This is a genomic window from Mesorhizobium sp. M0894, from assembly GCF_040319725.1.
In the GTDB taxonomy this organism is placed as follows: domain Bacteria; phylum Pseudomonadota; class Alphaproteobacteria; order Rhizobiales; family Rhizobiaceae; genus Mesorhizobium.
Map to the genome: position 1 here is coordinate 93297 of NZ_JAMYOG010000006.1, position 12629 is coordinate 105925.

The following is a 12629-nucleotide window of genomic DNA, read 5'->3' on the forward strand; positions in this document are numbered from 1 at the left end:
AAGGACAGGAGCCGAAGCGATGAACTGGATCACCAATTACGTCCGCCCGAAGATCAATTCGATGCTCGGCCGCCGCACCGACATGCCGGAAAACCTGTGGATCAAGGATCCCGAGACCGGCGAAATGGTGTTCCACAAGGATCTGGAGCAGAACCAGTTCGTCATCCCGTCCTCCGGCCACCATATGAAGATATCGGCCAAGGAACGGCTGAAGTTCTTCCTCGACGACGGCAAATACGAAACGCTGGAAAACCCCAAGGTGGTGCAGGATCCACTCAAGTTCCGCGACGAGAAGCGCTATGTAGACCGGCTGAAGGATGCCAAGGCCAAGACCGGCATGGAAGACGCCATCATCAATGCGCTGGGTACCGTCGAAGGCCTGCCGGTGGTGGTGACGGTGCAGGATTTTGCCTTCATGGGCGGCTCGCTCGGCATGGCGGCCGGTGACGCCATCGTGCATGGCTTTGAGGTCGCCCTGCAGCACAAGCGGCCGCTGATCCTGTTTGCGGCCTCCGGCGGCGCCCGTATGCAGGAAGGCATCCTGTCGCTGATGCAGTTGCCGCGGACCACGGTCGGCGTCGACAGACTGAAGGAGGCCGGCCTTCCCTACATCGTCGTCCTGACCAACCCGACGACCGGCGGCGTCACCGCCTCCTACGCCATGCTGGGTGACGTGCACATTGCGGAGCCCGGCGCCCTGATCGGCTTTGCCGGCCCGCGCGTCATCGAGCAGACCATCAGGGAAAAGCTGCCCGACGGCTTCCAGCGCGCCGAATATCTGATGGAACACGGCATGGTCGACATGGTGGTGTCACGGCTGGAGATGCGCCAGACGATTGCGCGGCTGCTGAGAATGCTGCTCAAGCTGCCGGAAGAGCAAAAATCGCAGGAGCCGGAAATCCTGCCGCCGTCGGTGATCCCGGTCGAGGCCAGGCCGCAAGCCTGACACGACATCATGCGGCGCGGGCGGCTGTTGTGTGCCGTTGTGCGCACGCTTAGGATTCCTTCATGACCACGCTTGCCGCCGACCGCGAAATCGAAAGCCTGATGGCGCTTCACCCGAAGGGCTTCGACCTTTCGCTTGACCGCATTTCGCGGCTACTCGAGCGCCTCGGCAACCCGCAGGACCAGCTGCCGCCGGTCATCCACATCGCCGGCACCAACGGCAAGGGCTCCTGTGCCGCCTTTTCACGGGCGCTGCTCGAAGCCGCCGGCTACCGCGTCCATGTCCACACATCGCCACATCTGGTGAACTGGCATGAGCGCTACCGACTGGCCGCCGATGGCGGCGGCAGGCTGGTGGACGACAAGGTCTTCGCCGAAGCCATCGCCCGCGTCGCCAAGGCCAATCAAGGCCAGAAGATCACCGTGTTCGAAATCCTCACCGCAGTCACCTTCGTGCTGTTTTCCGAATATCCGGCCGATGCCGTCATCCTCGAGGTCGGCCTTGGCGGCCGATTCGACGCAACCAATGTCATCGCCGAGCCGGCCGTGTCGGTGATCATGCCGGTCTCGCTCGACCACGAAGCCTATCTCGGCGACCGCGTTGAACTGATCGCCGCCGAAAAGGCCGGCATCATCAAGCGTGGATGCCCGGTCGTCATCGGCGCGCAGGAAAGCGAGACGGCGCAGCAGGTGCTCATCGAAACCGCCGAACGGCTCGACTGCCCCGCCTTCGTCTATGGCCAGGATTTCCTTGCCTATGAGGAAAACGGGCGCATGGTCTATCAGGACGAAGACGGATTGATGGACCTGCCGCCGCCGCGCCTGCCGGGGCGCCATCAATTCGCCAATGCGGCAGCGGCGATCGCAGCGGTCAAGGCGGCGGGCTTCGAGATCAGCCACCGCGCCGCCGAGAAGGCGATGACGAATGTCGCCTGGCCGGGCCGCATGCAAAAGCTGCCTCAGGGCCGGCTGAGCGAACTGGCGCCGAAGGGCGCCGACATCTGGCTCGACGGCGGCCACAATCCCGGCGCTGGCGTGGTCGTCGCCGAGGCGCTGGCCGAGCAAGAGGACAAGAACCCGCGGCCGCTGTTCCTGATCTCGGGCATGATCAACACCAAGGACCAAAGCGGCTATTTCCGTGCCTTCAAAGGGCTGGTGCGGCACGTTTACACCGTGCCGGTGAGCACGAGCGACGCGGGCGTGCCGAACGACGAACTGGCGACGCGCGCCATCGAGGCCGGCCTGTCGGCCGAACCCGTCAGTTCCGTCGCCAATGCGCTGATGCTGCTGCGCGACACGTGGGACGGACCGTCGCCGCGAATCCTGATCGGCGGATCGCTTTACCTGGCCGGTGCGGTATTGGCCGAAAACGGCACACCGCCGGTTTGAGGCGTGCCTCCACCCGGGCCATGATGACGCCACACCTATCAGATCACCGCGAGGAGCCAATCATGGTCAAGGTAAAGCAGCTCGCTCACGTTTGCATTTTCGCGAATGACCTAGAGAAGACGCGAAGCTTCTATCGGGACGTCCTCGGCATGGATACGCAGTTAAATTCCTGCGCGACGGCAAGATTTTCGGCTTCTATCTCAATTGCGGCAGCCGTAGCCATGTCGAGGTGTTCCAGAAAGACGGCGCGAGCTATAGCGACTTGAACCAGATCAACCACTTCTGCCTCGAAGTGGAAAACATCGACGCCGCGATCGCCCACCTGAGGTCAAAGGGGGTTGATGTCACCTCAAAGAAACGCGGGTGCGATGACACCTACCAGGCTTGGATCCGCGACCCCAACGGCGTGAAGATCGAACTGTTCGAATACACTGAGAAAAGCGCACAATTCGTCGGCGGCGATCGTATCGCGGATTGGTGATCGCGCGTCGCCGGACAATGTGGCGGCGCAGCCGATGCTTGGTGGATTACTTCAGCTCGACCTCGATAAAGGCGAATTCGCCGTCGTTCGCGCTGATGACGTCATGTTCGACGCCCTCGTTGCGGAAATACGGCGCGCCCTTCTTCATTTCGGCGAAGGATTCGCCATCCTTGGTCAGGAGCTTCACCTTGCCGTCGGTCAACGGCACGATCACATAGTCGTGGCCATGGCGGTGCCAGCCGGTGTTGTCGCCCGGGGCGAAGCGGTATTCGGTGACGATGACGCGCTCATTGTCGATGAAGACGGTGGCCTTGGCGGATCCGGTCATATCGCTTCTCCTTTGTATTCAGAAGAGAAGAATACGGGGCGGCAAGCCGCGAGTGCCAGAGCGGCCCACCAATGACGCCAGCAAAAAGAAAGCCCGGCACGAGGCCGGGCTTTTCTGCAAAACTTTGATCGGATCAGGCGAGACTGCCGTTGATCCAGTGCGACAATGCCGTTTTCGGCGCAGCACCGACCTTCATATCGGCGACTTCGCCGCCCTTGAAGATCATCAGTGTCGGGATCGAGCGCACGCCGAACTGCGCAGCCAGCTCAGGATTCTCGTCGATGTTGAGCTTGGCGATCTTTATCTTGCTACCGAGTTCGATGGCGATATCCTCAAGCGCCGGGGCGATCATCTTGCACGGGCCGCACCATTCCGCCCAGAAATCGACCACGACCGGCTCCTTGGCGTTGAGCACGTCGGCCTGGAAATTGCTCTTGTCGACCTTGACGGTGGCCATGCTGAGATCCTTTCGATTTGTTCGTCGGACCAAATGTGGTGGTGATCGTGTCCGTCTTCAAGCAAGTGTTGTGTCACGCTCCCGTGAGTCTAGCAAGCGCGTCGTCCATTGCGGCCGCCGGCAGTTCGATCAGCCGCGGCGCCTCGGTGAACAGCAGCGCCGCCGAGACCTCGCGTCCCGGATAGAGCGGCTGAAGCAGCGCGCGATAAAGTGCGAGTTGCAGAACATAGGCTTGCGGCACTTCGGCGAGCGTAGCTGGCGCTGGCCGATTGGTCTTGTAGTCGACGATCGAAACCTTGTCCGGCGTTACTGCCAGCCGGTCGATCTTGCCGGAGATCGAGCGCAGTTTGCCCCTCACCTCCAAGCTGCCCATGATGGCGACTTCAGCGCGCGAGTTTGGTGCAAACAGCGGCGCGAAGCGGCTGTCGGCAAGAATTCTGGAAACGCCAGCCAAGGCTTTGTCGCGCTCGTCTTCAGGCCATTGAGCTCCGGCGCGCGCCAAATAGCGCTCGGCGGCATCCTGGCGTTTTCCCTCGGCGATGCCGGGCAGCATCTGCAGCAATTTGTGCAGCGCCAACCCGCGAATCACGGCAAAGCCGGGCTCGGCGTCGGCATCCAATACCGGCGAACGCGTGTCGGCCACCGCTTGCCGCGCCTCGTCGATCAGCACCGAGGCGCCGGACGGCGAGAGCGGCCGCGGCAGTTCCTCGAAAGGCGGCAAAGGCTGGAACAGGGTTTCCGGCAGTGGCGCAAAGCGTTCCGCCTGCCGTGCCTCATCCACTGTCGCCAGCGGCATGGGCGGCAGCTTCGTCACCTGGAAACGATGCACGGTCTCGCCAGTGGCGGGATGCCGGCGTTCCGCGCTTTCAGCGGCGCCGACCAGCGCGCGGCTGACGACCGAATGCCAGGTGCCGATATTCTGCGCCCGCTTGCCATGGTAGCCGCAGACGATCAGCCGATCCTCGGCGCGAGTCATGCCGACATAGAGCAGCCGGCGGTATTCGTCGTCGGCGAGCTCGCGGGCGCGGGCCGATGCGGCGCGTGAAAATCCATTGGCGACATCGCTGGCCGACCGCCAGAGATAGCCCTTGCCCTCCCAGCAGTCGCCCGACCCTTCGAACGGCATCAATCTCGGCAGGTGCTGGTCGCTGAACGGCGCGGAGCCGCCATCGACCAGGAATACCACCGGCGCTTCCAGGCCCTTGGCGGCATGCACGGTCATGACGCGAACCTCGTCGCGGGTCTGGTCCATTTCGCGCTTGATCTCGGGGCCGGCGTTTTCCAATGTCGACAGGAAGGATTCCAGTCCCGGCAGGCCGGTCCGCTCCTCGGCCAGGCAGAAATTCAGGAATTCGTCGAGGATGTCGCCGGCCTCCGGACCGAGCCGCGCGATCATCTTCTTGCGCAGGCCGTCGCGGGCGAGAGCTCCGGCGTAAAATTCGAACACCGGCTTGAATGCGACTTCGTTCGACCATGTGTCGAGCCGGCTGACGACGGCGGCCAACGCCTCGCTTTCGCCGGCATGCCGGCGCAGCGAGGCGAACAGCGAGACGCCCGACGGCCTCTCGGCAGCAAGCGCGAAAAGCTGCTCTTCCGAGACATCGAAGATCGGGCTGCGCAGCACGGCGGCCAGCGACAGATCGTCCTGCGGCTGGATGAGAAAATGGCCGAGTGCGATCAGGTCCTTCACCGCGATGTGGCCGGGCAGGCTGAGCCGGTCGGCGCCGGCCACCGGAATGTCGCGGCGCTTCAGCGCCCGCGTCAGCGCATGGACGAAGCGATCGCGCTTGCGCACCAGCACCAGCACGTCGCCGGGCCGCAGTTTCTTGCCGCGGCCTTCGATAGTCTCGCCGCCGCCGATCCAGCCGGCAATGGTTGCCGCGACGTTTTCAGCGACGCGTACTGCCGGCGCATGGGCATGGTCGACCGCTTGCGTCCAATCGTCTGGTTCGTCGACGACATCGGCGCCGATCGACGGCCAGACCTCGACATAACCCGGCGCATCGGTGCGGATCGCCTTGTGGTCGAGCGGATCGGGATCGTGGCTGATGCCGCGCCGCACGTTCGGGTCGGCAAAGACACGATCCACCGCCGCAAGCACGTCGTCGGTCGAGCGGAACGACCAGGTCAGCTTGAGATCGGCGAAGGCGGCGGCGGCGCTTCTAACTTTGCCGGCAAACAAAAGCCGGCTGTCAGCAAAGGAATCCGGGGCGGCCCCCTGAAAGGAATAGATCGACTGCTTTTCGTCACCGACCGCAAAGATGGTGCGGTGGACGGCGTCGCGGGCGCCGAGCCCGGCAAAGAACTCCTCCGCCAGCCGCTTGACCACGTCCCACTGGTCGGGACTGGTGTCCTGCGCCTCGTCGAGGAGGATGTGGTCGATGCCCTGGTCGAGCTTGTATTGCACCCATGGGCCGGCGTCGGGCCGCGCCAGTAGATTGACAGTGCGGGTGATCAGGTCGTTGAAGTCGAGGAAGCCGCGGGCGCGCTTCAATTGCTCGTAGCGGGCGATCAGCCAGTCGGCGATGGTCAGCGCGGCACGCGTGCCTTCCAACATCCTGAACAAGGCCAGGCGGTCGGAGATTTCGAGAATGGCGTCGACCGCCACGAGATAACGTTCGGCAAGATCGGGCAGCCGGTCGAGCAGCGCCTTCTTGAACGTCTTTGCCGGATCATAAGGCTCGCCATCGGCCCTCAAGAAAGCCTTGGAGAGCAAATTCAGGCGTCGGACCGGATCGTCCTCGGCAAAGGCAAGACGGGCGTATGGCAGCAGATTGTTCAGCACGATGCGCGCATCGGCGGCCTCGGCCGCCCGTGAAAAGGTGACGAGATAATCCGGCAGGAAGCCGGGCAGCGGCCAGACCGAGGCGGCGATGCCTTCGGCGGTCTGGCCGGCGCGGAAATGGAACTCGTCGAACAGCGCCTGAAAACCATCGCCGCCGGCCGCGGCGATGAAGGTGCGCAAACCGTCGCGCTTGCGCACGATCTCGCCTAGCAACGCGTCGAGCCCATGTTCGCCGCCGCGCTCCAGCACGGTGGCGAAAGCCTCGGCCAGTGCCGCATCGCCTGCAACGCCGCCGGAGATCATGTCGCGGCGGGCGGCGGCGAACAGCGAAGCCTCCATTTGCGGATCAAGCATTTCGAAATGCGCCGGGATGTTGGCTTCCAGCGGGAACTGATGCAGCACCGATTCGCAGAAGGCGTGAATGGTCTGGATCTTCAGCCCGCCCGGTGTTTCCAGCGCCTCGGCAAACAGCCGCCGCGCCTGGCGCATGGTTTCGCGGTCGGGCTGGCGGCTGTCCAGCGCCTCTATCCGTGTCGAGAGCTCGGCATCACCAAGCGCCGTCCATTGCGACAGGGTCGAAAACACCCGGTTCGACATGTTGGCGGCGGCGGCGCGCGTATAGGTCAAGCACAGGATCTTGGACGGATCGGTGCCGCGCAGCAAAAGCCGGATGACGCGCTGGGCGAGCACATGGGTCTTGCCCGATCCGGCGTTTGCCGACACCCATGCGGAGTTATGCGGGTCGGAGGCGCTCGCTTGGCTGGCGGCGGTGTCGCTCGGGATGGGATAGGCCTTCTTCACGCCTCCCCTCCCTCCTCGTCGGCGTCGCCGCCGGCGGACCATTCCAGCACGCGGGCGAGATGGTCGTAGGCGCCGTCGGTCTCACCTTCGCGGAACGGCAGCGCCCGCGACAGATAGCCGGTCGCCGGGTCGGCGTAGTGGATCAGCAGTTTTTCCAGCCGCGCCCAAGCCTCTTCGGCGAGATCGGCGGCGGTTCGCGGCTTGCGGTTGTATTCGAGGATCGATTCCTCGAACACCTCTCCGTTCGGCTTCAGCCGCACGAAGGCCAATTGCGACGGCTCGCATGCGCCAAGCTCCTTGAAGGCGCCGCGACGCAGCAGCGCGCCCTCCAGCGCCAGTTGCGGCGCGAGCAGCGTGTGCGCCTGCGCTTTGGATGGCGAGGAGCCGGTCTTGTAATCGAGGATGTCGGCCATGCCGCCGGCCAGCAGATCGATGCGATCGGCATAGCCGGACAGGGTCACGCCGGATCGGCCGACGCCGGTCTTTTCGGCGCGTTCCTCGGCGTGCCGCCGTACCACGGCGGCGGCCCGGCCGCGCTCCCATTCGATAATGCCGGCGGCAAGCTTTTCGAAGCGCGGCCACCACACCGCCTCGACATCGGCGGGCAGGGCAGCCTCGGCAAAGCAGGACCGGCCGGCGGCGATGAGCCCGTCCAGCGCCTCCGGCGCGCGCGGGTCGGCCACCCTCGCTGAGAAGAGGTGCAGAATGGCGTGAAACAGCGTGCCGCGCTCGGCAGCGCCCGGATCACGAACGACCGGATCGAGTGGCATCAGGCCGAGTATCCTTCTGGCATAGACCGCATATGGGTCGCGACGTAGCGTCTCGATCTCGGTGACCGAGAAGTGGTGCGGCCGCAGGGCGAGCGGCGGTTTCGGCTGCGGCCTCGGCGCAAAGTCCTGCTTTTCGCCGGCATCAAGCGCACGCGCCCAGGCAAGCAGTTCATCGCCGCGCCGGCGAAGTGCCACAGCATGGTCCTCGCCGACGAAGGTAAGGATACGCTGCAGCCAGCGCGACGGCACCGACGGAGCGTCGCCGGAACGGGCGGAGCGAGCCAGCACCACTTTTTTGGCGCCCATGGCCATCTGGAAATCATGGGCGGCAAGGCCGATGCGCCGCTCCGGCGGTTCAAGATCGATGCCGGTCTTCATCAGCCGCGACATAAAGCGGTCACTCTCCGGCTTGCGCGGCCACACGCCTTCGTTGAGTCCGCCGACGACCAGCGTGTCGATATCCTGAAGCCGCGCTTCCAGCACGCCCCAGATGGCGATGCTCCTGTCGGTGCCCTGCGCCGGCTTGACCATTTCGGGCGCAATCAGCGCCTCCATCACATCGGGCCATTCGTCCGCGGCGAAGGAGAACGACACCGAGGCCGCGACCAGACCGCGCAAGAGCTCGGCAAGCTTTTCACCGGCATCGCCGGCATAGAGTTCGCTGAGGCTTCCGTCAGCAGCGCGGCCGAGGCTTTCGAGCACGCCGACACTGGCGCGCACAAGTGTGGCAAGATCGGCATTCTCCTCGCCGCGAAAGGCAACCAGCGGCGCCAGCGCAGCCGTTAGCCGGATCAGCAGATCGCGCGCCTGTTCGATGCGCCTGACCGAGAGGCGCGATCGCCAGAAAGGCGGGCGGCGATTGCCGCCGTCGTCGAATTCGGCAAGCCGGGCACCGAAGAGTTGCGGCAGCGACGCGACGTCCGGGCGACCGGTGCCGCCGCGCAGCGCCACGAGTTCGACGATTTCGGCCGCATGGCGGACGCTTGCCCGCTCCAGGCCGAGGCCAAGCAAGGGATGCTTGAGCAGTGACAGCAGGGCGACCGGATCGCCCGGGCGGAACGCCGCCTGAAGCGCCAGCCGGAGCAGGCTGGCGGCTGGCGTGTTGATGAGCGGCGTGCCGCCGGAATCGTCGGCGGCGACGCCGAAGCGCAACAGCTCGACCGAGACGCGTCGCGCCAGCGCGCGGTCGCCGGTGACCAGTGCGGCGCGCTGGCCGGGCCGTTCGACGGCCTGTTTGAGCGCAACGGCGATCGCCACGGCTTCGTCGCGTTCGCTGGCGGCCTCGAGAAGCGTCACACCAGCGAAGGCCTCGGCACTATCGCCAGCGGTGAAGCGCGCGCGCGTCTCGGCCCAGAGCTCGGTGGTCTCCGCCGGCCGCAGCGCCTCGCCGACAAGTGCGGCGCGCAGCGCAAGTGGCCGCGGCGCAACAGCAAGCTCCCCGACATCGGCCCGAAGCACCCCGATCTTGCCGATCAACTTTGCCAGGCCGTATTGCGGATGGCCAAGCAAAGCCGGCCGCGCACCAGGTGCACTGACGGCGGCAAAGGACGGCTCGTCCAGCGTCCGGTCGAGGCCGGGCAGCACAACAGCGCCATTGGGCAGACCGGCGATTACGGCAAGCAGCTCGGCCGTAGCGGGGATGGAGCCGGTAGAGCCGGCGGCGATCACCGGCCCGGCGGGTGGATTGCGCTTCAGCCGCGCCGCTTCCAGCCTTATCAGGGCATTGCGATGCGCTGCCGGATTGGAGCGACGGCGTTCCTCGAGCAGCTTCGGCCAGTTCTCAGTCACGATGGTCAGGAAATCGAGCGTCACCTGCCACCAGCCTGCAAGGTTGCCGGTTACAAGGTCGGCGAGCCTCGCCCAATCCGTGCCTTCCGTCTCGATCTCATCCATCAGCCGTGCAAGGTCGCGCGCCAGCCAGATGGCGTCGGCGGCGGAGGCCGGGATGACGATCTCCTCGTCGAACAATGCCGCGACATGTGCCGGCAGGCGGCGTTTCCACGCCCGCACCAGCGGCGCAAGCAGCAGAAGACGCTCGACCGCGGCGATCGGCGGCGCAAAGTCGATGGCGGCCGAAGCTTCCGTCTCGAAGGCGGCTTCATCTTCATCAAACTCACCAAGTGGGCGGATGACCGGCAGGATCGCCGAACGGCTTCCCGAGCGCGAGAGAGCATCGACGAAGACGCCGCGAAGCGCCCGCGCTGCACGGCGCGTCGGCACGTAGATGGTGAGATCGGCCAGCACCAGCGGATCGCCATCATAGGCAAAGCCGGGAACCAGGCGCCCTGCAAGCAGCGCCTCGGCCAGCGTCGGCAGGAACGGCGCTCCGGGCGGGATCGAGAAAACGCGGCGGGAGCCGCTCATTTCGACTCGGTAAGAGCGCCGGGTGCCTCAGCAAGAGCATCGGGCGTGCCGGCAAGCGCGGCGGCGACCGCTGCTTCCGCCCGCGGGATCGCGTCGGGTGTACCGACAGTGATCCAATGGCCACGCATCGTCATGCCGAACAGGCGGCCGGCGGCGATTGCCGCATCGAAATAGGCGTTGAGCGACAGCGGGCCGGCCGGCGCGTCCTTGAAGATGCGCGGATGGACGATTGCGGCGCCGGCATAGATCAGGCCGGCCGGATCGTTGTTCGCACGCCGCAACGCGCCGTCCGGCGCCATCAGGAAATCGGTGCCGCCGCTATGTCCGGTTGCCGACTGGAGATCCGCAAGCATCAGCAGAATGTCCATTGTCGCGCCCTCCCATGCAAGGGCAAGTCGCCTGAGATTGGAAACGCCGCTGTCGATCCAGAAGGTGTCGGCGTTGAGCACATAGAAGGGTGCCCCTAACTTGGGCAATGCCTTGACGATGCCGCCGGCAGAGTCGAGCAGGCCGCTGCTCTCATCCGAGATGACGATTCTCGGCGCACTGCGGCGGGCTACATGGTCCACGATCTGTTGCGGCAGGTAATGGACGTTGACGACGGCCTTGGCGACACCGGCTTCGGCTAGGCTGTCCAGCCCCCAGTCGAGCAATGTCTTGCCGGCGACCTTGACCAGCGGCTTCGGCATGGTCTCGGTGATCGGCCGCATGCGCTTGCCGAGCCCGGCGGCAAGCACCATGGCGGTCGTCGGCATCGGTCCCGACGCTTTCAGGCCCAAATCCTTAGCCTTCAAATCGAGCGTTCCTCCAGCAAGCCGTGGGCGATGTAGAAATCCTGCAGCCCGGCCAGCGCCGGATGCGCCAGCGCCCGGCGAAGATAATCGCGGATGCGCGGCAGATGCTTCAGATAATAAGGCTTGCTGTCGCGTTTTTCGAGCCGCACGAAAATGCCGAGGATCTTGGAATTGCGCTGTGCGGCCATGATTGCATAGGTTTCGCGGAATTCGTCTTCGTCGAAGACGCCGGCGTCGCGTCGCGCGGCGATATAGGCGGCGAGCGTGTGCTTTTCGATTTCAGGTGAAATGGTGACGCGCGCGTCCATGGCGAGCGAGGCGACGTCGTAGGCTGACGGACCGATGAGCGCATCCTGGACATCGACGACGCCGAGACGATCGTGACCGGAACGGTCACCGCGCCAGATCAGGTTGGGCGAATGGAAGTCGCGCAGCATTAGCGTGTATTCGCGCCCCTCGAGCCGATCGAGCACCGCATTCCATTCGCTGCGATAACCGGCGCGCAACGCCTCGCTTGGCGGAGCGCCTGATATCGCAGGGACATACCAGTCGACCAGCAATTCGGCCTCGATCATCATGGCGTCGCGATCGAAAGGCGGCACCTCGTGGAAGACGCCGGGGCCGGCCTGCATGCTGGCCGGCCATGTTTTGCCGTGCATCATGGCAAGCAGTTCGGCCGCCGCCGCGTAGCGCTCGGCCACCGGCTGGCCGCGCTTGTCCAGGAACCCTTGGGACCCGAGATGCTCCAGCAGCAGAAAACCCTGGTCGAGATCCTGGGCATGGATTTCCGGGACGCTGACGCCGCCGGCCCGCAAGGCACGGTCAATGGCGACGAACGCCGAAACGGATTGCGCGGTGTGGGCGATCTCGGCATAGGGTTTGCCGTCGCGGACTGGCGGTCCGAGCACCAGCCTTGGCGAGTTCATCAGCACGCGCGGCGGAAATCCGGCGAGCGTGACGATCTCGTAGGAGCGAGCCGAGGCATCACCGATGAAATATCGCCGCTGCGCTTCGCCCCAACCGGCCTGGCCGAGAAAATCGCGCATGGCCAGCGATCGCGCCGCGCGCTCGAAGGCGGCGCCCCCTCCCGATAGTCTCGCCAATCGGCCGTCGCCCTGCTGGAGAAGTTCGACCAGCACCGAGGTTTTCGGCAAATATGCCTCTGCCCGTTCCGGCCATTCGACCAGTGCGGCCCCTTGCGTCAGCGCCTCGTCGAAACCCAGCTCGTCCAACTCGGATGCCGCGCCCAAGCGGTAGAGATCGAAATGATGGACCGGCACACGCGTGTCGTAACTCTGGACCAGCGTAAAGGTCGGGCTCGGCACGTCGAGGCCGGCATCGTCGGCCAGTGCCTTGACCAGCGCCCGCGCCAAGGTCGACTTGCCGGCGCCGAGATCGCCCTTGAGAGCGAGCACGTCGCCAATGCGCAGCGACATGGCGAGGTCCTCACCAAGCCTTGCCGTCGCAGCCTCGTCGGCGAGAAAACGCTCCAGCACAAATACCGCCATCGAACGC

At 65.0% G+C, this 12629-nt stretch carries 10 protein-coding genes; 4 read left to right on the forward strand and 6 right to left on the reverse strand.

Annotation, left to right across the window (positions count from 1 at the left end):
* Window positions 1-19 precede the first annotated feature (19 nt).
* The 4 genes from accD to NKH91_RS13830 all read left to right on the forward strand — a co-directional run bounded on the left by accD (window position 20) and on the right by NKH91_RS13830 (window position 2815).
* Complete coding sequence (gene accD / locus NKH91_RS13815; RefSeq protein ID WP_352847682.1) at window positions 20-946, forward strand: acetyl-CoA carboxylase, carboxyltransferase subunit beta; 927 nt, start codon at window positions 20-22, stop codon at window positions 944-946.
* A gap of 62 nt (window positions 947-1008) precedes the next feature.
* Window positions 1009-2334 (forward strand): bifunctional folylpolyglutamate synthase/dihydrofolate synthase, encoded by a 1326-nt coding sequence (locus NKH91_RS13820; RefSeq protein WP_352847680.1) that lies wholly within the window; start codon window positions 1009-1011, stop codon window positions 2332-2334.
* A gap of 62 nt (window positions 2335-2396) precedes the next feature.
* Window positions 2397-2600, forward strand: coding sequence for a VOC family protein (locus NKH91_RS13825; protein ID WP_352950977.1), 204 nt, complete (start codon window positions 2397-2399; stop codon window positions 2598-2600).
* Window positions 2564-2815: a VOC family protein gene (locus NKH91_RS13830; RefSeq protein WP_352884844.1), complete on the forward strand. Its 252-nt coding sequence runs from the start codon at window positions 2564-2566 to the stop codon at window positions 2813-2815. The genes NKH91_RS13825 and NKH91_RS13830 overlap by 37 nt, the downstream gene beginning before the upstream one ends.
* A gap of 46 nt (window positions 2816-2861) precedes the next feature.
* Here NKH91_RS13830 and NKH91_RS13835 read toward each other — a convergent pair whose 3' ends face one another.
* The 6 genes from NKH91_RS13835 to tsaE all read right to left on the reverse strand — a co-directional run bounded on the left by NKH91_RS13835 (window position 2862) and on the right by tsaE (window position 12622).
* Entirely contained in the window at window positions 2862-3143 is a 282-nt protein-coding gene (locus NKH91_RS13835) for a cupin domain-containing protein (protein ID WP_023718287.1), read from the reverse strand.
* A gap of 133 nt (window positions 3144-3276) precedes the next feature.
* A complete protein-coding gene (trxA, locus tag NKH91_RS13840) occupies window positions 3277-3600 on the reverse strand; it encodes a thioredoxin (protein WP_023677558.1) in 324 nt (107 codons plus the stop codon).
* Between the two features lie 73 nt (window positions 3601-3673).
* Window positions 3674-7186 (reverse strand): double-strand break repair helicase AddA, encoded by a 3513-nt coding sequence (gene addA / locus NKH91_RS13845; RefSeq protein ID WP_352847675.1) that lies wholly within the window; start codon window positions 7184-7186, stop codon window positions 3674-3676.
* On the reverse strand, window positions 7183-10320 hold the full coding sequence (gene addB, locus NKH91_RS13850; protein ID WP_352847673.1) for a double-strand break repair protein AddB: 3138 nt from the start codon (window positions 10318-10320) through the stop codon (window positions 7183-7185). The genes addA and addB overlap by 4 nt, the downstream gene beginning before the upstream one ends.
* Window positions 10317-11075, reverse strand: a complete 759-nt coding sequence (locus tag NKH91_RS13855) for a nucleotidyltransferase family protein (RefSeq protein WP_352847670.1) — start codon at window positions 11073-11075, stop codon at window positions 10317-10319. Before NKH91_RS13855 ends, addB begins: the two co-directional genes overlap by 4 nt.
* Window positions 11076-11110: 35 nt before the next feature.
* Entirely contained in the window at window positions 11111-12622 is a 1512-nt protein-coding gene (gene tsaE / locus NKH91_RS13860; RefSeq protein WP_352847667.1) for a tRNA (adenosine(37)-N6)-threonylcarbamoyltransferase complex ATPase subunit type 1 TsaE, read from the reverse strand.
* Between the last annotated feature and the right edge of the window lie 7 nt (window positions 12623-12629).

Bases quoted from the DNA above. Each gene is read 5' to 3' on its own strand.
- accD (WP_352847682.1), top strand. From the start codon at position 20: ATGAACTGGATCACCAATTACGTCCGCCCGAAGATCAATTCGATGCTC.
- NKH91_RS13820 (WP_352847680.1), top strand. From the start codon at position 1,009: ATGACCACGCTTGCCGCCGACCGCGAAATCGAAAGCCTGATGGCGCTT.
- NKH91_RS13825 (WP_352950977.1), top strand. From the start codon at position 2,397: ATGGTCAAGGTAAAGCAGCTCGCTCACGTTTGCATTTTCGCGAATGAC.
- NKH91_RS13835 (WP_023718287.1), bottom strand. From the start codon at position 3,143: ATGACCGGATCCGCCAAGGCCACCGTCTTCATCGACAATGAGCGCGTC.
- trxA (WP_023677558.1), bottom strand. From the start codon at position 3,600: ATGGCCACCGTCAAGGTCGACAAGAGCAATTTCCAGGCCGACGTGCTC.
- addB (WP_352847673.1), bottom strand. From the start codon at position 10,320: ATGAGCGGCTCCCGCCGCGTTTTCTCGATCCCGCCCGGAGCGCCGTTC.
- NKH91_RS13855 (WP_352847670.1), bottom strand. From the start codon at position 11,075: ATGCCGACGACCGCCATGGTGCTTGCCGCCGGGCTCGGCAAGCGCATG.
- tsaE (WP_352847667.1), bottom strand. From the start codon at position 12,622: ATGGCGGTATTTGTGCTGGAGCGTTTTCTCGCCGACGAGGCTGCGACG.